At 51.3% G+C, this 21,622-nt stretch carries 19 protein-coding genes; 13 read left to right on the top strand and 6 right to left on the bottom strand.

Going from position 1 to position 21,622, the window contains the following annotated elements:
- Positions 1-20: 20 nt before the first annotated feature.
- From BUF15_RS14985 to BUF15_RS15000, 4 genes are all read right to left on the bottom strand, one after another.
- The gene (locus BUF15_RS14985; protein WP_073614448.1) at positions 21-689 is read right to left on the bottom strand and encodes a precorrin-2 dehydrogenase/sirohydrochlorin ferrochelatase family protein; all 669 of its coding nucleotides are present in this window, start codon (positions 687-689) and stop codon (positions 21-23) included.
- Between the two features lie 36 nt (positions 690-725).
- Entirely contained in the window at positions 726-1,418 is a 693-nt protein-coding gene (locus BUF15_RS14990; RefSeq protein WP_073614449.1) for a class I SAM-dependent methyltransferase, read from the bottom strand.
- Between the two features lie 342 nt (positions 1,419-1,760).
- The gene (extJ, locus tag BUF15_RS14995; RefSeq protein WP_073614450.1) at positions 1,761-1,970 is read right to left on the bottom strand and encodes a selenite/tellurite reduction operon protein ExtJ; all 210 of its coding nucleotides are present in this window, start codon (positions 1,968-1,970) and stop codon (positions 1,761-1,763) included.
- Positions 1,971-2,236: 266 nt separating this feature from the next.
- Positions 2,237-2,740 carry a TlpA disulfide reductase family protein gene (locus BUF15_RS15000; RefSeq protein ID WP_073614451.1) on the bottom strand — a complete coding sequence of 168 codons (504 nt, stop codon included), beginning with the start codon at positions 2,738-2,740 and terminating at the stop codon, positions 2,237-2,239.
- 297 nt (positions 2,741-3,037) lie between these two features.
- Here BUF15_RS15000 and BUF15_RS15005 point away from each other — a divergent pair, with 297 nt between their 5' ends.
- From BUF15_RS15005 to recO, 3 genes are read left to right on the top strand one after another with little or no spacing between them, the layout of a single operon-like run.
- Positions 3,038-4,063 (top strand): peptidylprolyl isomerase, encoded by a 1,026-nt coding sequence (locus BUF15_RS15005; protein ID WP_073614452.1) that lies wholly within the window; start codon positions 3,038-3,040, stop codon positions 4,061-4,063.
- Between the two features lie 37 nt (positions 4,064-4,100).
- Positions 4,101-4,751: a helix-turn-helix domain-containing protein gene (locus BUF15_RS15010; RefSeq protein WP_073614453.1), complete on the top strand. Its 651-nt coding sequence runs from the start codon at positions 4,101-4,103 to the stop codon at positions 4,749-4,751.
- Positions 4,752-4,765: 14 nt separating this feature from the next.
- The gene (gene recO, locus BUF15_RS15015) at positions 4,766-5,560 is read left to right on the top strand and encodes a DNA repair protein RecO (RefSeq protein WP_073614454.1); all 795 of its coding nucleotides are present in this window, start codon (positions 4,766-4,768) and stop codon (positions 5,558-5,560) included.
- Positions 5,561-5,633: 73 nt separating this feature from the next.
- Here recO and BUF15_RS15020 read toward each other — a convergent pair whose 3' ends face one another.
- Positions 5,634-6,554 carry a biotin--[acetyl-CoA-carboxylase] ligase gene (locus BUF15_RS15020; RefSeq protein WP_073614455.1) on the bottom strand — a complete coding sequence of 307 codons (921 nt, stop codon included), beginning with the start codon at positions 6,552-6,554 and terminating at the stop codon, positions 5,634-5,636.
- Positions 6,555-6,616: 62 nt separating this feature from the next.
- On the bottom strand, positions 6,617-7,270 hold the full coding sequence (locus tag BUF15_RS15025; RefSeq protein ID WP_073614456.1) for a hypothetical protein: 654 nt from the start codon (positions 7,268-7,270) through the stop codon (positions 6,617-6,619).
- A gap of 436 nt (positions 7,271-7,706) precedes the next feature.
- On the opposite strand from BUF15_RS15025, the gene BUF15_RS15035 reads away from it, so the two are divergent.
- From BUF15_RS15035 to folP, 10 genes are all read left to right on the top strand, one after another.
- Positions 7,707-10,109 (top strand): intermembrane phospholipid transport YdbH family protein, encoded by a 2,403-nt coding sequence (locus BUF15_RS15035; protein ID WP_073614458.1) that lies wholly within the window; start codon positions 7,707-7,709, stop codon positions 10,107-10,109.
- A 33-nt stretch (positions 10,110-10,142) separates the two neighbouring features.
- On the top strand, positions 10,143-10,334 hold the full coding sequence (locus BUF15_RS15040) for a YnbE family lipoprotein (RefSeq protein ID WP_073614459.1): 192 nt from the start codon (positions 10,143-10,145) through the stop codon (positions 10,332-10,334).
- Between the two features lie 24 nt (positions 10,335-10,358).
- Positions 10,359-10,730: a YdbL family probable chaperone protein gene (locus BUF15_RS15045; RefSeq protein ID WP_073614460.1), complete on the top strand. Its 372-nt coding sequence runs from the start codon at positions 10,359-10,361 to the stop codon at positions 10,728-10,730.
- On the top strand, positions 10,715-11,476 hold the full coding sequence (cmoA, locus tag BUF15_RS15050) for a carboxy-S-adenosyl-L-methionine synthase CmoA (protein WP_234981185.1): 762 nt from the start codon (positions 10,715-10,717) through the stop codon (positions 11,474-11,476). Before BUF15_RS15045 ends, cmoA begins: the two co-directional genes overlap by 16 nt.
- Before the next feature lie 57 nt (positions 11,477-11,533).
- Positions 11,534-12,496, top strand: coding sequence for a tRNA 5-methoxyuridine(34)/uridine 5-oxyacetic acid(34) synthase CmoB (cmoB, locus tag BUF15_RS15055; protein WP_073614461.1), 963 nt, complete (start codon positions 11,534-11,536; stop codon positions 12,494-12,496).
- Positions 12,497-12,723: 227 nt separating this feature from the next.
- A complete protein-coding gene (locus tag BUF15_RS15060; protein WP_073614463.1) occupies positions 12,724-13,272 on the top strand; it encodes a hypothetical protein in 549 nt (182 codons plus the stop codon).
- 470 nt (positions 13,273-13,742) lie between these two features.
- Entirely contained in the window at positions 13,743-14,870 is a 1,128-nt protein-coding gene (gene carA / locus BUF15_RS15070; protein ID WP_073614467.1) for a glutamine-hydrolyzing carbamoyl-phosphate synthase small subunit, read from the top strand.
- Between the two features lie 62 nt (positions 14,871-14,932).
- Positions 14,933-18,145: a carbamoyl-phosphate synthase large subunit gene (gene carB, locus BUF15_RS15075; protein ID WP_073614469.1), complete on the top strand. Its 3,213-nt coding sequence runs from the start codon at positions 14,933-14,935 to the stop codon at positions 18,143-18,145.
- Positions 18,146-18,408: 263 nt separating this feature from the next.
- On the top strand, positions 18,409-20,388 hold the full coding sequence (ftsH, locus tag BUF15_RS15080) for an ATP-dependent zinc metalloprotease FtsH (protein WP_073614471.1): 1,980 nt from the start codon (positions 18,409-18,411) through the stop codon (positions 20,386-20,388).
- Positions 20,388-21,194 carry a dihydropteroate synthase gene (gene folP, locus BUF15_RS15085; protein ID WP_073614473.1) on the top strand — a complete coding sequence of 269 codons (807 nt, stop codon included), beginning with the start codon at positions 20,388-20,390 and terminating at the stop codon, positions 21,192-21,194. Before ftsH ends, folP begins: the two co-directional genes overlap by 1 nt.
- Positions 21,195-21,622: the final 428 nt, after the last annotated feature.

The raw sequence follows: 21,622 nt of genomic DNA on the forward strand, positions 1-21,622 counted from the left end.
TTCTGGGTACCATCTGCTTCTTAACTCGATACTGCTCCAATCAAGGCATCGACGTCAATACCTTCCGGCAACTCGCTGCGAAGAAGCGCAGCGACCAGCTCCCATTTGCTGCCGCGAACAAGGTCAACCAGACCAGCCTGCAACAAGCGCTGAAACATTACCCTGTTGACCTCTGAATTACCGGGACGATCGACAATAACATCCCGTATCCGAGCAAAGAGTGAAATGACTTTACCATATTCACCGTCGAACTGTTCTTCAAGCTGTTCCCGGATCAATTTGGCAAGGGCCGGACTGGCTCCGCCAGTGGAAACCGTGAGTAACAATTCCCCTCGACGAACCTGGGCCGGTACTTGGAAATCGCAGCGAGTCGGTTCATCGGCGATATTGAGAAACACCCCGTTCTTCCGAGCTTCGGTTGCGACCTGATCCTGGATTCGGCGATTGTTGGTCACGGCAAAGGCCAAAAACGCACCAGCCAGATCGCCCTCGCGATACCCTCGTTGCTGCAGCTCGATTTCCCCTTTGGTTACCAAAAGCGCGATGCCTTCAACCACCTCAGGGCTGATCACCATCACCCTGGCCCCACAGGAAAGCAACGTACGGATCTTGCGCAGACCAACCTTGCCGCCACCAATAACCAGACACAGTTTACCGGCAATCTGCAGATTTACGGGGTATAGCATCATCTCTTTGGTGTAATCCTTACCTTGTTGCGAACGTTACTATTTTCTTCGCAGTCGGTTGATGATGATGGTCACATCCTTGTGTTCTTTACGGAATCTCCGTACCTTACCGTCGATCACAAAATGTTCCCTGGCCAGTTCGAGAAATTTGGGCAGACTCTGCCGACCGGAATCATGGGCCAGTAAAATCACCCCGTCCGGCTTTAAAAAAGAGAGGAAAATATTCAGAAGCGGTTGGAAAAATTCTTCCCTGAAAAGAATTTCCGCACCCGTAAGAACATCAAAGGGTTCCATCTCCGGTGGATTTAACCAATCGAGCATCTCGCACCGAACCAGTCCGGAAAGACCCGAGGCAGCAATACTCACCCGCTGAAAGTCGAGGATGATATCCTCGTAATCGGTGATGGTCACGTCATAGCCGTTGAATGCGGCCCCAAGTCCGGGCGCGCCGAGACCTGCCCCCAGTTCCAGGAGACGCCGGCCGTTACCGTGGGGGAGATCATGGAGTAGCGAGGCCAGTGCCACAGCCGATTCCCATAACTTGACCCAGAAGGGAAATTCAGAGACATCGGCAAAAGGATCCTTTCCGTCCAGAAACTCTTCAAGATCGGCAATTTTCAGGAGCCTTACGGTGTCATCTCCGAGTTTTAGCGGTTCAAAATACAGTTGATGGCGACTCCGCAGTCGGTTGTATATTTCCCGTTCAGCTTCCGGGAGAGTACGAATATCCATGAAATAACCATTACGGCCACAGGGCCTATTAGTGTGCCTGGGTAAAACTGGGCAGAATGTATCCCAGCAGTTGGTAAGAAAAGCAAACAATTGCCAAAGTCATACAGCTCCGCCTCCCCCCAAAAAAAAAAGGTCGGTTGATTCAACAATCAACCGACCCAGCAGGATAATGAAAAAGAGATACTCTGTCAATTACGTTATGGCCACAGCAATCCCCGAGGATTTCTCGACGATCACGACACCTCAGCCAAACACAGAGGCGAACCGATTGGCGCTATCTCTTCTCATGCAACCTACGCACATGCGTTTCCGGAAATGCCAAAAGCACACCGGTTCATGGCATTAGCAACCCTCTACAGCGGCACCTTTTGAAGGCAAGGTGACTTTTACCTTATCTCCAGCTTTCATCTTGTCTGCCTTTTCACAGGTCATGATAACTTTGTCACCGTCTACAGAATCGACGGTGCAGGTCACTTTGGCAGCAAAACCCGCGCCAGCGGTGCAAAGAGCCATAGCCATTGCCAGCGCGAAAGCAATAATTCCCTTTTTCATGATTTTTCTCCTATGTTGTGTCTGATTTTTCCGGATCAACTCCGGCTGGAAGCTACAAATACCCACAGCGTAGTATACTATTTCGTTAATTTCTAATATACACGATAGGCAAAATATTGTCAATAATGATCACAGCCTGAGGCATACGCTACCCAACAGTATCAATATCTCGCACACAAACGTAACCAGCAAGCGACACTATCGACAAAGAAGAACAATCTGCAAAAAATAATATAAATTGCTCCTGCCCTGACAGGTCAGGTTCGTTAGTTCAGCATACTCTGAATGTCCTTCTGCAGGATGGATTTCGGAACATATCCAGGATATTTCTTCACCACATTCCCTTCCATGTTGACCAGGAAGGAAACAGGTATCCCATAGACACCACCGAATTTCTCCATGGTCTCTTCATCAGCCATCAATACGGGATAATTAATTTTCTTCTTACCAACCAAAGTTGCCACAGCCTCAGGACCACCCTGGTCTACCGAGAGAGCGACAACCGAGAAACCTTCATCTGCATAACTGGTCTGCAGTTCAATAAAGGTTGGAATCTCTTCAATGCAAGGTGGACACCACGTCGCAAAAAAGGAGACCAGCAGCACTTTGCCGGAAAAGCTGCGACTATCCACCTCCGCGCCGTCCACTACGTTTTTCAGCACAAATTCGGGCATCCGGGCAGACGCATGAACAGAAACGGCGAGACTGAGACTGACTGACACGATCAAAAGAACCGCCCCGGCTAAACAGGACAGAGAGAGTTTTTTCATGTATGTACTCCTGCGGAGATTTCAAAATGAGTTCTCATATGCTATACTCTCACGGCAGAATATTCGATATGGCTGGAATGTCAACCGGTACACTGAAGTCCCGGCTGGTTTCAACTGTACGGACCTGCAATACAGAGGCCTGACATCTGAACTATAGTATATGTCGGCTGAAAATCCAGTCGCTATCAACGATTACGCCGGCCTCCACCGGCCACCGGTTCGTTTTTTGCCGGTCCAGGGGCGAGTTGCACTGCCGCTGCCCCGTTTTTTGCAACACCATGCTTTAGGACGCTGACTATGTGTATTTCAAGACGAGTACGACCCACCACAGCAGGACTTTTTTTCGCTATTACCCTTTTCTTCTCAGCTCTTTCCCTCAGTCATCCGGTTCATGCCGAAATGGTCGACAAGATTGTAGCCGTGGTCAATGACGACGTCATCACCCTGTCTGACCTGGAAAGAGAGGGGGAGCCCACCTTTAGAAAAATAGCCGCCAAGGCACCTTCCGATCAACTCGCTCCCGCTCTCGCCGCCGCGAGAGCTGAAATTCTTGAGACGATGATCGATAAACAGTTGATCACTCAGAAAGCTGCCGCCCAAAAAATCACCGTTACCGATGCCGAGGTCGATGCAGCTTTTGCAAATGTCATGCAGCGAACCCATATGACCCGTGAACAGCTCCTGGCTAAACTTGACGAGGCCGGCGTAGATGAGGCCATTTACAAAGAGACCTTAAGAACTCAGATCCTCCAGAATAAACTGGTCGGTTCGGACATCTCTTCAAAAATAGTCATCACCGACGATATGGTTCTTGATTACTACGACACCCACTACGTCTCCCATGCGGCTGCTCCGAGTAGCACCACCAGTGAAGATGGCTATTATTTGCTGCAGATCGGTTGCAGCTTTCAGGGCTCCAATAAGAACGAAGCACGAGATCGCATACAAAAAGCCCACAACCTGGTCAAGGCGGGTGAAGATTTCAAAGCAGTCGCCAGAAAGTTCTCCGATCTTCCATCCAGAGCTGACGGCGGAGATATCGGCACCTTTGAACTCGATGACATGGCAGCCAACATGCGTCATGCCGTTGCCGGTCTTCAGGCCGGAGAAATCAGTGAAATCATCGAGACCCCTGAAGGCTACCAGTTCTTCAAGCTGCTTTCAGGTGGAGAAGTGGCAGGACCAAGCAATATCGTTGCCAAGGCCCCCTTTGAGGAGGTCAAAGACAAGATCAAACAGGAACTGTTTGACCAGGAAATGAAGAAGGCGTACGCCCAGTGGGTCAAAGAACTGAAGGACCAGGCCTACATCCAGAAGCTTTAACCAATCCCTCAGCTGTAACACAGCCAGGATCATACTCATGACCAATGATAAACATGGCCGCGAAGAGGAATCTCTCGGCCAGTTTCTAAAACGGACCCGGATTGCCCGTGGTCTCGAATTCGAGCAGGTTGTCGAAGAAACCAGAATATCGACATCCAACCTGAAAGCCATGGAATCTGACGATTTTGCAGCCTTGCCGGCAGACGCTTTCAGCAGGGGTTTTTACACCATCTATGCCAGAAAACTCCTGCTCGACCCCGAAGAGATTGTCGCCCGCTACCGGATAGAAAGAGGCGTCATCCCGAAGCGGGGCGGCACCATGGCCCATAACCCGCCGGGACACAAGGCCGCCCAGCAGGTCAGCAATATGGCCGAGCCATCAGCCGTTTCGCCCCTGTCTACTCTAGGGTATATCATATTGATGCTTATCATTCTTGCAGGAGGTCTCTGCTGGTATTTCAACATCAATCCTGCCACCTACCTGAGCGAGCAATTGCGCAGTTTTCAAACTGAGCAAACAGAGACCATTTCGCCAGCACCAAAAGAGGAAAACACTCCCCTACCCGCCGGTTCCCCCTCCAAGGATCAGGGAGCCCTTTTTAGAGTTCATGGTAATCTCAGTCTAGCTCTGGCAACGCCCGACTTCTCCGCCCCACAGTTTGTACCGATCCTGCCCGGTCTCGTCTAGCCGTACAGGTTGCAATGAATCCGACCATCCGTGAAACAGATGGCATCATCCTGGACACGAGGGAACACGGTGAGTCGGACCTGATCCTGACCATTTTCTGCAGAGATGGCGGAAGATCAACTGCCATCGCCAAGGGGGCCAGAAAGAGCTTACGCCGCTTTGTCAACAAGCTCGAACTCTATAGTTTCCTGCATGTTACCTTGCGCCAGCGCAACCCCAACAGCATGGCACTTTTAGAGGAAGCGGAACTGCACGCGGGCTTTATCCGGCTCAGAAAAGATATTCAACGCTATACGGCAGCTTCCGTGATCAGGGAATTCACCCTGCTCGCCACCCGCGAGGGTGAAGCTGACGAACGATCCTATGCCCTTCTACTTTGGGCCTTTCACCATCTCGATAGAGAAATGCCCCACCTCCAGGTGGTGATGCTCTTTCTGCTTCGCTTCCATGATTATATCGGCTACCGGCCGGAATTGAGTTCGTGCTTTCACTGCGGAAACCCTGCTGATACGCGAAAAGTTTTCGGCTTCAGCACAGTTTATGGGGGATTGGTCTGCAACTCCTGCGTATCAACAAACAACAGATCCGGCATCAGACTTTCCGGACACACCATCATGATGTTGCAAGCCGCTCAGGATATGCCGCTCAAAGATCTGTATCGTTTAGAGATCCCCGAACAACAACTCTACGAAGCCTTGAACATCCTGCACCGCTACGGCAGACATGTGCTGGGCCGCGATATAATTTCCTGGACGATGCTGCGCAGCACCCTGCAGGCCAGAACCATCGACTGGGATATTCAGCGATGATGATCTCGTGAAAAGTCAGCTTTTCCATACGTATAGATCCTTCAGATTAGCGCAGACTTCACAGGAAATCCCATCAACGATAACGGATTTCGCCGCTGTGCTCCACGACCACGGCACCATCATCAAACCGCAATCTCAAGCCACCGTCCGGATCGACACCGATTACGGTTGCCTCATATTGGGGACTGGTCATCACATCAAAGCCGAACACAACCCGCTGACCTATAGTATCAGAGAGGTTCCGCCAGTTGGCCAGTAACTGATGCATACCATCCTGGCCAGAGTAGCTGCCGTTTTCAAGATATGTGGCTTCTTCATAGTAGAGCAGTCCGAAGTTCCAGGCGAGCTTTGCAAGAAAGAGGGTCGTGAATCGGGTCAGGTCGAACTCCCGCCCCAACTCGTGTACAAGTGAGGTGGCGGAGCCGCTCAGCTCCTCAGGAAAGGTACGGTTGTTGACATTAATGCCAAAACCCACCATGTGATATTCGTCGCTGTAGCGTGGCCCGGAAAAGCCTTCCACCAAAAAACCAGCGACCTTTTTTTCGCCGAACAGGACATCGTTTACCCAGCGCAACGTAGCCTTATCTCCCCCTACCGCATGAACAGCCTCGCAGCAGGCCACGCCCACCGCCAAGGGTACAAACCGTTTCGACAAATCGAGCAGAGTATTGGCGTGAACCAGACAACCCCAGACACCTCCTGCCGGCGCATGCCAGCTTCTGGTAAAGCGCCCTTTGCTCCGGCTCATAGTGTCAGCCAAAATAACCATGCCGTTAGGGACGGAGCCCGACTCCCCCTCTATCCGGGCGATATGGCTTCTGGCATGATCCATAGCCCTGGGCAACTCTGCATGGCATTCGATCACGGAACCGACAAAACCGCCATAGCGGAAAGTGACCTCACAATCAAGATGAGGATGGGTCGCCTGCCGAAGAGGCAGCTCCTGTTGCAGAGTTTCAGCGAGAAGTGTTCGGGTAGGGCAATTCTGTGTCATGGACGCGTGCGAAAACAGCGGGAATACAATAGGGGGCCTGTGTAAGGCCCCTTGTAGAAACCTTATTCGGCATCCCAGTCAGCTTTCACTCTGGTGATGATTTTCTGGATGAGCGGCAGCTTGTCCGGGGCACATACCCCAATAAGCGGCTCACCCTGCGGTACGGAAACGCCTGGCTTGAAATAGACCGAATGGATAACCCCACGTTCGCCTTTATAATAGACAGGGGTATCACGCTTCATGAGCGACATGGTCAAAATCTCATCGCCGTTATCGATAGTGATTTCTCTTGCGCCTTTTTTCTCAATCCTTGACTGGATATCGAGGGCAAAGAAATATTTTGCGGTCTCAGGAGCCGGAAAGAGATACAGCACTTCTTTCAGGATAGCCTCAATGATCTCTTTTTTCTTGAGCGGATGACGAATGGTCATCAGCTTCTCCCCCGCCTCAACGAACTGGCCGTCAAGCTCAGTACGGATATCCATGACGGTCCCATTGATCTGGGCAGAAATCAGCTTGGGATTACGCTCCCGGTTGATCTCGTAGAGCCGCGTTCCCGGAATCTGTTGCCACTCCCCGGATGGGGCCTGTACATCATCTCCATCGACAACCTTGAACTCCACCCTTCCGGTATGCACCGCAAGCACATCCACATAATTATATGGATCGCTTTTGTATTTACCTAAAATTTCATCAAAATCTATTTTACTGGACATAATTGCAACCTGTTTTGTCTTTACCGGAAGAAAAACACACGACCTGTCGGCTCTTCGGCCGATATCCTACCTGCTTTGACTCACGAAGACGCCTCCCGGTCACCTGCCGTCTTCTCCAGCGGGGTAATCAATGCAGAGTTTTCTGTATGCATGAATAAAGCATAGGGTTTATACTGATATAATGCGCGCATGGCAAGAGTAAACTGTACAACACAGGGTTGCGACGAAAAGAGGAACTCCGCGATTTTCCGCTGGACATGGGCCTTATCCCCCATCATTTGGCCTTCTTTTCAACCCTCATCTTATCAGCTTTCGAACACTGCCCGCACGGATAAAAAACAAGCGGTGCCTCTGCACGCATTTACCCCAGAACTTCCTGACTTACGGTAAGCATCCTGCTGTTCCAGGGACTTTTTTGCGAGATTATCATTTCACCATGAAACATTTTTTTCGTCTCTTCACGCAACTAATCACCCTTTTCACCCTGGCGCTGGTACTGCTGTTTTGTTTTGCGCCAGCCCTTATCAATAATTTTCTCCCATCACTTCTGGCAAAAACTGATCTTGATGGTGCACAAATAGAGATAACCCAGCTGACCCCATGGCAACTCCAGGGCAACATCATCCTGGGGGATGATAAACAGCAGCCCGCTATCGCCGGGGGCTTCCGCGCCGACTATTCACTCCAAAGCCTGCTGGAAGGCAGGGTAGAAGCAATTACCCTGCGTGGTGTCACCATACATTTGATCTCCACCAACGGCAAACTTGGGCTGAAAGGTTTTGCTCTACCCGCGAAGAATGAAGAGTCTACAGCGACCTCCTTCACCCTATCTCCGCTTCCCGTCATAGTGGAGCGCATCCTTTTTCGCGACACCCAGATACTCTTTGAGCATGGCCCGAAGAGCCTCCTACCACTTGTCGTGCAGGGGGAAATCCGGCCTGAGGTGAATAAAGAGGAGACCGGTGGTTTCATTTTGAAGGGTATTCAGACGGAGATTCACACCGAAGGTGCAGTTTCTACCTCCATTCAACTGGTGAGCAACCTGACCGATTCAGGCCCACATATAACCCTGGTCGGAAAGATCGGCGAATTATCCGGAATTACTGAAATTCTGCCACTACCGGAAGAGACAAAGCTCAAAGGAACCTTAGCTGTTGAGGCCGATTTACTGCTGGACAGCTCGATCGCAAACCTCAAGCAGCTACAGGCTCGACTCTATTTTCCAGAACTGTCTCTTGCAAATAAAAGTTACACCATCACCAGCAACCAGGAAACTCCTCTTTCTCTCAGCTTGGCGAGTACCGGCAAAGACATCGATTTCACCCTTGCCAACCTTGTCTTGAATACCCCCTCCATGGTACAGGCAGCACTTTCTGGCACCTTCAATTCTGATTCCGGCCAGCTTCAGGGTTCTGGAACCATTGAAAGTGCCCAACTCCACCAGCCGACCGGTCTCACATTTACAGGAGAACTCAGCTCACAACAGACTCAGCTCGAACTCACACTAGCCGGGGTTAATCAACAACTGCAGGCTAACGGTCAGCTTGTGAAGATCGGACCCTATCAGCTGCAGACCCTACTCAACGTTACAAATGGAATAACCGACATCACCACCGAACTGCAGTTAGGCTCCGTCCAAATGCCAGACCAAAACCTTTTCCTAGAGAAAATAGAGGGCAAAATGCATTACGCCCTCGGAGCACCTATTGCCGGTGAGAGCCCGATGGGCCATCTGGCCATTGCCGGGATTAATTATAAGAAAGAGAACATTGCCAACCTTGCCACAACATTTTCCGTCACTCCAGAGGGCATCGGCTTTGCTGGTGAAATACAAAGCCGCCGTTCCGGTTCACTACGAGTAAAATTCACCGGATCCAGCACCACCAAAGAACCTCTCTCTCTTTCTTACACAGTGCCGGCAACCATCGTGAGCAATGGCTCAATACCAAGATTTATCTCGTTGCCCAAAGGTTTAACATTTTCCGGCCGACTGGAAGGCAAAGGTACCCTGGCATACGGGCCAGGTGGTGTACACGGGAACACCACACTTTCTCTCCAAAAAGGTAAGCTCGACATGAAGGAGCAGAAAATACACCTTGAAGGCATTACAGCCGACCTCACTCTGCCCATGCTCCCATACATTATGAGCGGCCCCAGTCAACAACTGAAGGTTGCCACCATGGATATCGGCAACCTTAAATTCACTGACGGTCGTATAACATTTCGTATTGAGAACACCGAAACACTTTTTATTGAACAGAGCCGTTTGACCTGGTGTGGTGGCAAGGTGGAAAGCGGCAGCCTGCGCATCTCGCTTGCCAACCCGGAACTCGCCACCACCCTTTACTGCGACCGGTTGCAGTTCACCGAACTGCTCGGCCAGCTGGGTATCACCGATGCTGAAGGAGACGGGTCACTGAACGGCAGACTTCCGCTTCTATTCAACGGCCATGAGTTGGTTTTTGACGATGGTTTTCTATTTTCCACCCCTGGCAATGGTGGTATAGTGCGATTCAATAATACGGCAATGTTACGCCAGGGCCTTCCGGACACAGGCCAGGCCGCGCACCTTGAATATTCGATGCAGGCCATGGAAAACTTTTCGTACAACTGGACAAAACTCACCTTCAACAGTAAAGGCGACGACCTGCAGATCAGCATGCAGATCGATGGCAAACCGACCACTCCCCTGCCCTTTGGCTATAGCAGCGGGCAGCTTGTCCATACCACCACTGGGGCCGGCATTCAGCATCCCATTCGACTGGATGTCAACTTTCATCTGCCATTTGCCCAAATGTTCAAGTACGGTCAAAGTTTTCAGAAGATGATGAAGCCGTAAACACCTACCGATAGCAGATATGGAGAAAATGTTATGAAAAAATGGTACGCCGCCTTCTTTGGCGGTATTCTCGCCGTCAGCCTGTTACTGACGACGTCCTGCACCCGGCACGAGGTGGAGATCAAACCCGTGGAAATCAAGCCGATCCACATCACCATCGATGTCAACGTCAAAGTGGACCGGGCCCTGGACGACTTCTTCTCCGATCTTGACCAAATACAGTAATCACGAACATTTTGGAGGTATCTTATGATGAACAGATATAAAGTCCTGCCCCTTCTTGTTGTAGTTTTCTCTCTCTTTTTCACGACAAGCATTCTTCAGGCCGCATCCATTAAGGACCGAATGGCCGAACGGATTCCGGCCATCAATGCTTTGAAAGACCAGGGCCTGGTCGGTGAAAATAACGCAGGCCTCCTGGAGTTCCGCACTGGCCAGAAACCCTCACAAGCCCTTATTCAGGACGAAAACAACGATCGTCAGGCGGTATATGCGGCCATTGCCAAGAAAGAAGGTGTTTCCCCGCAGCTGGTAGGTCAGCGTAGGGCAAAGATGCTTGCCGACAATGGTAAAAGCGGCCACTGGTTTCAAGCAGCGGATGGAAAATGGTATCAGAAGTAAAACAAGAAATGGTCCGACCGTTACGCGACACACTCTTTTCCGTTGATACAGTCCAGGAGGATTTTGTTTTCAACGAGCGGGTGGTCGAGGTTTTCGACGACATGCTCGACCGGTCGGTCCCCTTCTACCGCGAGGTCATCAGCAGCTCAGCCCGTTTGCTTGACAGTTACCTGCACAGCGGTGACACGGTGTACGATCTGGGCTGCTCCACCGGTACCACCCTGCTGGAATTTTGCCGGCTGCTGGAAGATAAGGGCTTGCATTTTGTTGGTATTGACAGCTCGGGACCCATGCTGGAAAAGGCGCAATTAAAAGCGGAACTGTATCGCAAACAGGAATCCATCCGCTTCATCGAGGAAGATATCACCGATATGCACCATCCAGATGCGGGGGCATTCATTCTCAATTACACTCTGCAGTTTATCCGTCCCCTCAGAAGGGAAGCATTCTTACGCAATCTGCACAGTTCCCTGCGCCCCGGCGGCATTCTGCTGCTCAGTGAGAAAATTATCTCCCACGACCAGCGACTGAATCGGGAGTTTATCGATATCTATCACCAGTTCAAAAAAGCCAGAGGCTACTCCGAGCTGGAGATCGCTAAAAAACGTGAAGCCCTGGAAAATGTGCTGATCCCGTTTTCCATTGAGGAAAACCGCTCCATGCTCAAGCAGATCGGTTTCACCACGGTTGAAACCTACTTCCAGTGGTTCAACTTCACCTCACTTATCGCTGTAAAAGCCTCGTAATTTCCATACCCGCTACAGCAAAGCAAACTACCCTCGAAACAGATCATCCCAACTACCATGCATTATCTTGATATACTCCCCTCTTCTGCGCATCACCACGACATCAGCGCCATCCATCAGGAACGTCAGCTCTGGGTTAATCAGGAGAAAAAAGGATTTCTGCGCTATCGTGAACCGTACCAGGCCCTTTCCCGCTACTCCGCCCGTCATCTTGACGTAAGCGGGGACACTGTCACCATCGGCAATCCCGATGAGGTAAGCGATGAAGAACGCCAGGAAATCATGAAGCTGTTGCAGTCTTTTATGCCCTGGCGAAAGGGCCCGTTTTCCGTCTTCGGGGTCGACATCGATGCGGAATGGCGCAGTGAACGCAAATGGGCCCGACTAGCCGCCAAGCTACCTGATCTGCGCGGCAAGGTTGTTGCCGATATCGGTTGCAACAACGGCTATTACATGTTCCGCATGGCCCACCAGCAGCCGAAATATGTTCTAGGGTTCGAGCCCTCGGTTCAGCACTTTTACTGCTTCAATAGTCTCAACAAGATGGCCGGTCTCGACAATCTCGCCATCGACCTCCTAGGTGTGGAGCATCTGTCCCATTTCCCGAACTGTTTCGATGTCATTTTTTTAATGGGCATCATATATCATCGCCCTTCTCCCATCGATACCCTGCGAGATATTGTCTCTGCCCTGCAACCAGGCGGCACCCTGATTCTTGAATCCCAGGCAATCCCAGGGCACGAGCCGTATGCCCTCTTTCCCGACACCACCTACGCCAAAGTTCCCGGCACCTATTTCGTCCCCACCGGCAGCTGCCTTGCGAACTGGATGCAGAAGGCAGGTTTTGTCGACATCGAACTGTTCTGCGCTCATCCAATGTCGTCCATGGAACAGCGGAAAACCGAATGGATGGTCTTTGAGTCCTATGAAGATTTCATCAATCCCGACAACCCCGAACTCACCGTCGAAGGCTATCCAGCTCCTTTACGGGTGTTTTTAAAAGGTTGCAAGAAGGGATGACTGTAAAAAAATCATGGCTAACCCAAAGAAAAGTGTGTGGGATGTTGCCTTTGGTCGCCAGCATGTATATGATGGGGCCTGTTTAACTATATTTTATCCTGATGGGCTCATAGAGGCCCCACAACAGGCGGAACCAACAAAGAAAACACCGAACAGTACCAGGTTATGCCGTTGGTTATACAATAGCTTCAAAAAACGACAATCCAGCTGACACAAGGAGTCATGCAATGATCAAAGACAAATGCACGCTGTATAGCAGTGGCCTGAAAGGTGCGGAAGAGACCTTCGGCGAGGCGGCCGAGAAACATGGCGTCAATGAAGTAATCTATTCCTTTGAAGGACATAAGCTGTCCCGTGATAAGAACGTGAAAATTCTTGGCGCCGAAGAACTCGTCCGTGGCGACATCAGCATGGAGCTTGCCTCCCGGATGCTGAACCGTACTTATTACGAAACCGAGAAGATCAGAAAAGTTCTGCAGACCATTTTCCATATGGTCAACAGCGGTCATCAGGTATTTGTTGTAGGCACCATCCAGGAGGACGGTTCAGTTAAAGGCGGCACCGGCTGGGCGGTTGAACTGGCTAAGATGTTCAATCGGCCGCTCCATGTCTTCGACCAGCCGAACAAGCAATGGTTCACCTGGAAAAACAGCAGCTGGCAGGAGGACACCCCCAAAATCGAGTACAATACCTTCGTCGGTTCGGGTACCCGCTATTTGAACGATGCTGGTCGCGAGGCCATCGATCAGCTTTTCGCCCGCTCTTTTGGCGAATAATCTGTTCTTTCCATTTTTAGATGAAAGGCCGGAGTTCCACTAGGGACTCCGGCCTTTTGTTTGCAAAGCAGTTTTCTACGTGACAATCTGATGGCAGGCATTTGGCACCAACAGCTCCCGCTGTCAAAGTTATAATAAAATCGCGTCAGCTGGACCATCTTCTTTAAAAAAACCCGTTGGTCCATTGTCTTACCCACCACTTCAAGTCGTTATTCGCCCATTTTCTATTGACGAAAACGGTTGATACAGGTTATATATTACAGTTTTTCTGCGCACCCTGTAGTTTCTCTGGGTCCTGCGCGTATGGCCTCCATGCCGCCAGGTTCCCGCACCGCCATGTCTCCCCACGCATGCACAGTGCCAGATCCGCAGCATAACACGCCAGTATTCCCAAGCACATCTTCGCTCCCCAGCAGATGCCAAAATGTTCCACACCCTGCCACAGGTACAGAAAAAAAGGATAGAACAGCATGAAAACACTGATAGCCCTGGAAGACGGGACCATCTATGAAGGACGGTCATTTACCGGCGCCGGTGAAGCCGTCGGCGAGATTGTCTTCAACACTTCCATGAGCGGGTACCAGGAGGTTCTGACAGATCCGTCCTATACCGGCCAGCTGGTCACCATGACCTATCCGCTTATCGGCAATTACGGCGTCAATCCGGAAGACATGGAGTCCGCCCGCATTCACCCGATGGCCTTCCTCGTCAAGGAATACAACCCAATCCCATCGAATTTCCGTTCTACCCAAACACTTGCCGACTTCCTCATTGACCATGGTGTCATTGGTGTCCACGGTTTTGACACCCGCGCGTTAGTGCGCCATATCCGCACCGTCGGCGCCATGAAATGTATCGTTTCCACCGAAGATCTTGACCCTGCATCGCTTGTTGAACGGGCTAAAAGCTGGTCCGGCCTGGTAGGTCAGGACATGGTCAAACGGGTAACCTGTACAGAACCTTACGGCTGGGCCGACAATAAACCGGTACCCGGCACCAACTTCGCAACCGCTCGCTGCGATGCCGACACACCCCTGAAGGTGGTAGCCTTTGACTTCGGCCTCAAATACAACCAGCCCCGACTGCTCGTTGAGCGCGGCTGTCAGGTCCAGGTTGTGCCCGCGACCACCGACGCCGCCACAGTCTTGGCCATGAACCCAGACGGCATCTTTCTCTCCAATGGCCCCGGAGACCCGGCGGGCGTTGAAGGTGTAGTCGAGACCATCCGTACCCTGCTTGGTAAAAAGCCGATCTTCGGTATCTGCCTCGGCCACCAGATGCTGGGCCTTGCCTACGGCGGCTCTACCTACAAACTGAAATTTGGTCATCGAGGCGGTAATCAGCCAGTTAAGGACCTTACCACCGGTCATGTGGAAATCACTTCTCAGAATCATGGATTCTGCGTCGACATGAACTCCCTCTCCGCTGACGAAGTAGAACTTACGCATATCAATCTCAACGACAATAGTTGTGAGGGCATGCGACATAAGAAATTTCCGGCCTTTTCCGTGCAATACCATCCCGAGCATGCGCCGGGCCCGCACGACGCCCTCTATCTCTTTGACCGGTTTATCGAAATGATGCGCGCCCACAGCTGACGCCTGGCCGAACCGAGAACAGCAACACACTTCACAAACACAGCTTACGGATACTAGAGATCATGCCGAAAAGAACAGACATACGGAAAATCCTCATCATTGGTTCCGGCCCCATCATCATCAGCCAGGCCTGCGAATTCGACTACTCCGGCGCTCAAGCGGTAAAAGCGCTCAAAGAGGAAGGCTACGAGGTCGTCCTCATCAATTCCAACCCCGCCACCATCATGACTGACCCTGAGCTGGCCGATGCCACCTACATCGAGCCAATCACTCCGGAGATGGTTATCAAGGTCATCGAAAAAGAACGCCCTGATGCTCTTTTGCCCACCTTAGGTGGCCAGACTGCGCTCAATACTGCAATTAAGGTTGCAGCCACCGGTGCGTTGGAAAAATATGGTGTTGAGCTGTTGGCCGCCAAGATTGATGTCATCAAGAAGGCCGAAGGTCGCGAGGAATTCCGCGCTGCCATGAAAGCGATTAACCTGAACGTTCCCGAATCTGCCATTGTCCACACCCTGGAGGATGCCATGGCAGCAGCGGACGACATCGGATTCCCTGTCATTGTCCGGCCAAGCTTTACCCTTGGAGGTACCGGTGGCGGTGTTGCCTATAACAAGCAGGAACTCGAGACGATGTGCACGGCCGGTCTCGACCTCTCCATGACCACCGAGATCATGCTCGAAAAGAGCCTCCTGGGCTGGAAAGAATACGAACTGGAAGTGATGCGCGACTGTAAGGACAACGTCGTTATCATTTGTTCCATCGAGAACATGGATGCCATGGGCGTGCATACCGGCGACTCCATAACTGTTGCCCCAGCTCAGACCCTCACCGACCGGGAATACCAGGAGATGCGTGACGCTGCTATTGCCATCATCCGGGAAATCGGCGTTGAAACTGGTGGCTCCAACGTCCAGTTTGCTGTAAATCCTGAAGATGGTGAACTGGTAGTAATCGAGATGAACCCGCGCGTATCCAGAAGCTCTGCGCTGGCCTCAAAAGCAACCGGCTTCCCTATTGCCAAGATTGCCGCAAAACTTGCCATCGGCTACACCCTTGACGAGATCAAAAACGATATCACCCGTGAGACATACGCCTCTTTTGAGCCGTCTATCGATTACTGCGTAGTCAAGATTCCTCGCTGGACTTTTGAAAAATTCCCGGAGGCAGAAGACCTGCTCACCACCGCCATGAAGTCCGTGGGCGAAACCATGGCCATCGGCCGGACCTTTAAGGAGGCCTTCCAGAAGGGTATGCGTTCACTAGAGACCGGACGATCCGGTTTTGGCGGTGACGGCAAAGAGATTCTCAGCCATCTTGAGCTGGAAGATCTCGAACACGGCCTGCGGGTTCCCAACTCCAAGCGAATTGCTCACATCTACGAAGCAATGAAACGGGAGATGAGCATCGAGCGCATATTTGAATTGACCAGGATCGACCCATGGTTCTTGAACAACCTCAGACAGATCGTCGACACCGAAGGCGAAATCATAGCTCGCGGCTTCCAGGGTATCGATCAGGGATTCTTGCGAGTCTGCAAAGAGCAGGGTTTTTCTGACCGGCAACTCGCCTTTCTGACCGGCACCACCGAAGACGATATCAGAAGCCTTCGAAAGACCAATAGTGTTACCCCTGTCTATAAACTGGTCGACACCTGCGCAGCTGAATTCGAATCATACACCCCGTATTACTACTCCACTTACGAGATGGAGAACGAGGCCAAGAAAACCGAAGCCAAGAAAATTGTCATTCTCGGTGGCGGTCCAAACCGCATCGGCCAGGGTATCGAATTCGACTACTGCTGCGTCCATGCGGCCTTTGCCCTTGCCGAGATAGGAGTTGAGTCGATTATGATCAACTCCAATCCCGAGACGGTTTCCACCGACTACGACACCTCCGACAAGCTGTACTTCGAGCCGCTGACCCGCGAAGATGTGCTGAACATCATCGACCAGGAACAGCCGGATGGCGTTATTGTCCAGTTCGGCGGCCAGACTCCGCTCAATCTTGCGGTACCGCTGGCAAAAGCAGGCGTGAACATCATCGGCACCCAGCCAGATGCTATCGACAGAGCCGAGGACCGCAAGCGTTTTCAGCAATTCCTGCAGAAACTGAACCTTCGCCAACCGGACAACGACACCGTCTACACCCTTGACGAAGCACTTGAGACAGCCAACCGCATCGGTTATCCGGTAGTGGTGCGGCCTTCCTATGTTCTGGGCGGCCGGGATATGCGTATTGTTTATACCGATCAAGGCATTAAGAATTTCATGACCGCCATTGGCGGCGCGAGCCTGGAACACCCGATCCTGATCGACAAGTTCTTAAAAGACGCCATTGAAGTAGATGTTGACGCCCTCTCCGATGGTACCAACACCATTATCGGCGGCATCATGGAACATATCGAGGAAGCGGGTATCCACTCAGGCGACTCAGCCTGCGTGTTACCACCACACACCCTTTCTCCTGAGATGATAGCCGAAATCAAGGACGCCACCCGAGCTATGGCTGCGGAGCTTGGCGTTGTCGGCCTGATGAACGTTCAGTATGCGGTGAAGGAAAATCAGCTTTATATCCTTGAAGTCAACCCCCGCGCTTCGCGAACGGTTCCTTTTGTGTCCAAGGCCACCGGCGTACCGCTGGCAAAACTGGCTACCAAAGTGATGATGGGTATGACCCTTGAGCAGCTTGGTTTCACGAGCGAGGTATCGATCAGCCATTGGGCTGTCAAAGAAGCGGTTTTCCCTTTTGACCGCTTTGAAAATGTTGACACCCTGCTCGGCCCGGAGATGAAATCGACCGGTGAAGTCATGGGGATTGATGACAACCTCGGCCTTGCCATTGCCAAGGCACAACTTGCTGCCGGTACCACCTTGCCTCGTTCCGGCATGGTGTTTATCAGTGTTCGTGACGGCGACAAGGAAGCGGTACTTCCCATCGCCAAAAAACTTGAAGAACTGCAGTTTGGCATCGTTGCCACCGCCGGAACCGCCGCCTTCCTACAGGAAAACGGGGTTATGTGTGAATATGTCAACAAGATCTCTCAAGGACGGCCGCACATCCTCGACAAAATGCGCGATAAAGAGATCGCCTGGATCGTCAACACCTCGCTGGGTAAGCGTACCACAGAGGATGCCTACACCATTCGTCGGGCAGCGCTCGATCTGCATATTCCCTACACCACAACCATCACCGGTGCTGCAGCTGTGGTCAAGGCGATGCAGGATTTGAAAACAAATGATTTAGGTGTTCAGCCTGTACAATACTTTACCTAATGGTATACTGATACAAAATCGTCGATCGCTGTAACTCAGCTGGCAGGTTCAACCTGATGCCTGTCAGCTGGGTTCAACAAGGTTTGAAGATCTTTTCTCCACTATTGCCAAGAAAAATAACAAAAATCTCCTCGACATCTAACCATAATGCCTTAAAATATTGGGCATTATATCAGAGGATAATATTTCGGCATAAAATTGTTTGAATTCCGAGGTGTTACAATTATTGCTTTGAATTCCATCAGGGGCCACTGGAGGACTCGTTGAACACTTTTTACAAAAATCTCAGTATGTGGCTGGTGATTGGGCTTACCATGATCCTGCTCTTCAACCTCTTTAATAAGCCGCAGGGCGTTTCCTCGTCACTGACCTACAGCGAGTTTATGGCCAGCGTGGAAAGCAAAGCCATCAGCCGGGTCGTAATCAACGGTGATGTGATTTCCGGAACAACCCTGGACGGCAAACCTTTCCAGACCATCTACCCCATCATTGACCGGGATCTCATCCCTATGCTGCGTAATGCAGGGGTTGATATCACTGTCAAAGAAGCGCAGAAGGATTCCTGGTTCATGACGATTTTCGTCTCCTGGTTCCCGATGTTGCTCTTGATTGGTGTCTGGGTCTTTTTCATGCGCCAGATGCAAGGCGGAGGCAAGGGCGGCGCCCTGTCGTTTGGCAAGACCCGCGCCAAGTTGATGGAACAGGGCCAGAACAAGGTTACCTTCAAAGACGTTGCCGGTATTGACGAGGCCAAGGAAGAGCTTGAAGAGATCATTGACTTTTTAAAAGACCCTCACAAGTTCACTCAGCTCGGTGGCCGCATCCCAAAAGGTGTTCTGCTCGCAGGCCCTCCAGGCACCGGCAAGACCTTGCTCGCCAAAGCCATTGCTGGCGAAGCGGATGTACCATTTTTCACTATCTCCGGTTCCGATTTCGTCGAGATGTTTGTCGGTGTTGGTGCTTCCCGTGTTCGCGACCTCTTTACCCAAGGCAAAAAGCATGCTCCCTGCATTATCTTTATCGATGAGATCGACGCTGTTGGTCGGCATCGTGGTGCCGGACTGGGCGGTGGCCATGACGAACGCGAGCAGACCCTGAACCAGTTACTGGTTGAGATGGACGGTTTCGAGTCCAATGAAGGCGTCATTATTGTCGCCGCCACGAACCGACCTGATGTCCTTGACCCCGCACTGCTTCGTCCCGGTCGTTTCGACCGTCAGGTCGTTGTGCCGGTGCCGGATGTGGGTGGCCGCAAGAAGATTTTGGAGATCTACGCCCGTAAAACAAAAATGGCCTCGAACATCGATCTCGAAGTTCTTGCCCGGGGCACTCCTGGTTTTTCAGGTGCGGATCTCGAAAACCTGATCAACGAAGCAGCGCTCATGGCAGCTCGAACAGGGGCAAAGGAAATTGACCACGGGCTCCTGGAAAAAGCCAAAGACAAGATCATGATGGGCGCTGAACGTCGCTCGATGATCATTACCGATAAAGAAAAAGAAATCACCGCTTACCACGAGGCGGGTCATGCCTTGGTGGCCTGGTTGCTGCCTGGAACCGATCCGATCCACAAGGTAACCATCATTCCGCGCGGACGAGCTCTGGGGCTCACCATGCAGTTGCCCATAGATGAAAAATACACCCACTCCAAGAGCTTTCTGGAGAACACCATCTGTATTCTTTTTGGCGGGCGTATTGCCGAAAAAATCATCTTCAATGAAATCACAACCGGTGCAGGTAACGATCTTGAGCGAGCCACTGGTCTTGCCCGCAAGATGGTATGCGAATGGGGAATGAGCGATGCTCTTGGTCCGCTGACCTATGGCAAAAAGGAAGAACAGATCTTCCTTGGCCGTGAAATTGCCCAGCACCGGGATTTCAGTGATGATACTGCTCGGCAGATCGATATCGCCGTCAAGAAGATCATCAACGACGCTGTCGTCAAGGTTACTGAACTGCTCGAGAGTAACAAGGATATCCTGACCAGGATGTCGGAGGAACTGCTTGAAAAGGAAACTATTGTCCTCGATGATATTGACGTGATGATCCAGGAACTTCGCCCTGGTAAATATCCGCAGAAGGACAAGAAAGCAGCAAAGCCTGTCCAAGCCGCCGACATCGCAGAAGAGGCTGTGTTTGAACCGGAAGACGACAACGAAGTTGCCAAGGAGAAGACCGAACCTCCGGCAAGTGAAGCGAAAGCCGGTGATGACTCCATTCCTGAAGGCGGAGCAGCAGGCAACTGATGCAGCAGATTCGTACGCGAGTCATGGGGATACTGAATGTAACCCCTGACTCGTTTTCCGACGGTGGCAATTTTCAGACCTTTGATGATGCTCTGCTTCAAGCCGAGGCGCTCATTGGAGCCGGGGCCGACATTCTCGACGTGGGGGGGGAATCTACCCGCCCCTACGCCGAACCTGTTTCACTAGAAGAAGAACTTGCCCGCACTATCCCGCTGATCAAGGCTGTTCGTTCCCGTCACACCATTCCCATCTCTATCGATACCACCAAGGCCGAAGTCGCCCGCCAGGCACTTGCTGCCGGAGCTGATATAATTAATGACATCAGTGCATTGAAAAAAGATCCGGAAATGATTGCGGTGGCCGCTTCTACCAATGTGCCGGTGATCATTATGCATATGCAAGGCACCCCTGCCGATATGCAAAATCGCCCCAGTTACAGTAACGTTGTTGATGATATTCTGGCCTTTCTTGAAGAGCGCATCAACTGGATGGTTCAGAATGGTGTTAACCGTGAGCGGATCATCGTCGATCCCGGTATCGGCTTTGGTAAGACTATCACCCATAACCTCTCAATTATCAAGCATCTCGACCGGTTTCGCTCCCTCGGGTTGCAGGTCCTGCTCGGCCACTCCCGCAAAAGTTTTCTTGGCCACCTAACCGGACTCGAAGCAGAACAACGAGATCTCCCCACGGCAGTCGTTTCAGCTCTTGCAGTTCCACATCAGGTTGATATCATCCGGGTACACGATGTCGCTGCCACCCGGCAGGCGTTGCAGGTGGCGGAAGCCATTTTTCAGGCCGAATAAGCCCCCCGCATTTCGTCAGTTTCTCCTCCTCTGTATTATTGTCTGCTTTTTGCATCAGTTACGAGCTATTGAGACAAGGGATCGTCTTTTTAAATTTTATCCATAAAAACATGTTATTTGCAGATTAAACACTCTAAGGGAGGGAGAAAGCATCATGTTGGAGTTGTGCAGAATATAGTCAGTATGGTATAAAGTTGGCGCTGGAGTGCGAAATCTATTCGGGGTCTTTTCACCATCTTTCGTAAATGAAGTATTCCTACATTTTCGCAGCAAATCCATCGTTGTCAGTCATATAGACAAAGTGTCGCGATGTTTTTTTTAGAAAACTGCGACCGAGATATTTGAGCGTATCCTTTACAATCGTTGTTTTTTCATTGTCCCTGTAAACATTTCCAGGTGACCATCTATACCGACAACCTCCCACATTA

Source organism: Desulfopila aestuarii DSM 18488 (assembly GCF_900143695.1).
Taxonomy (GTDB): Bacteria; Desulfobacterota; Desulfobulbia; order Desulfobulbales; family Desulfocapsaceae; genus Desulfopila; species Desulfopila aestuarii.

Excerpts from the sequence above, each read along its gene's own strand:
- carA (WP_073614467.1), top strand. The coding sequence starts at position 13,743 with ATGAAAACACTGATAGCCCTGGAAGACGGGACCATCTATGAAGGACGG.
- BUF15_RS15060 (WP_073614463.1), top strand. The coding sequence starts at position 12,724 with ATGATCAAAGACAAATGCACGCTGTATAGCAGTGGCCTGAAAGGTGCG.
- BUF15_RS15045 (WP_073614460.1), top strand. The coding sequence starts at position 10,359 with ATGATGAACAGATATAAAGTCCTGCCCCTTCTTGTTGTAGTTTTCTCT.
- carB (WP_073614469.1), top strand. The coding sequence starts at position 14,933 with ATGCCGAAAAGAACAGACATACGGAAAATCCTCATCATTGGTTCCGGC.
- BUF15_RS14985 (WP_073614448.1), bottom strand. The coding sequence starts at position 689 with ATGATGCTATACCCCGTAAATCTGCAGATTGCCGGTAAACTGTGTCTG.
- cmoB (WP_073614461.1), top strand. The coding sequence starts at position 11,534 with ATGCATTATCTTGATATACTCCCCTCTTCTGCGCATCACCACGACATC.
- extJ (WP_073614450.1), bottom strand. The coding sequence starts at position 1,970 with ATGAAAAAGGGAATTATTGCTTTCGCGCTGGCAATGGCTATGGCTCTT.
- folP (WP_073614473.1), top strand. The coding sequence starts at position 20,388 with ATGCAGCAGATTCGTACGCGAGTCATGGGGATACTGAATGTAACCCCT.
- BUF15_RS14990 (WP_073614449.1), bottom strand. The coding sequence starts at position 1,418 with ATGGATATTCGTACTCTCCCGGAAGCTGAACGGGAAATATACAACCGA.
- recO (WP_073614454.1), top strand. The coding sequence starts at position 4,766 with ATGAATCCGACCATCCGTGAAACAGATGGCATCATCCTGGACACGAGG.
- BUF15_RS15000 (WP_073614451.1), bottom strand. The coding sequence starts at position 2,740 with ATGAAAAAACTCTCTCTGTCCTGTTTAGCCGGGGCGGTTCTTTTGATC.
- BUF15_RS15010 (WP_073614453.1), top strand. The coding sequence starts at position 4,101 with ATGACCAATGATAAACATGGCCGCGAAGAGGAATCTCTCGGCCAGTTT.
- BUF15_RS15025 (WP_073614456.1), bottom strand. The coding sequence starts at position 7,270 with ATGTCCAGTAAAATAGATTTTGATGAAATTTTAGGTAAATACAAAAGC.
- BUF15_RS15020 (WP_073614455.1), bottom strand. The coding sequence starts at position 6,554 with ATGACACAGAATTGCCCTACCCGAACACTTCTCGCTGAAACTCTGCAA.
- BUF15_RS15005 (WP_073614452.1), top strand. The coding sequence starts at position 3,038 with ATGTGTATTTCAAGACGAGTACGACCCACCACAGCAGGACTTTTTTTC.
- BUF15_RS15035 (WP_073614458.1), top strand. The coding sequence starts at position 7,707 with ATGAAACATTTTTTTCGTCTCTTCACGCAACTAATCACCCTTTTCACC.
- BUF15_RS15040 (WP_073614459.1), top strand. The coding sequence starts at position 10,143 with ATGAAAAAATGGTACGCCGCCTTCTTTGGCGGTATTCTCGCCGTCAGC.
- cmoA (WP_234981185.1), top strand. The coding sequence starts at position 10,715 with ATGGTATCAGAAGTAAAACAAGAAATGGTCCGACCGTTACGCGACACA.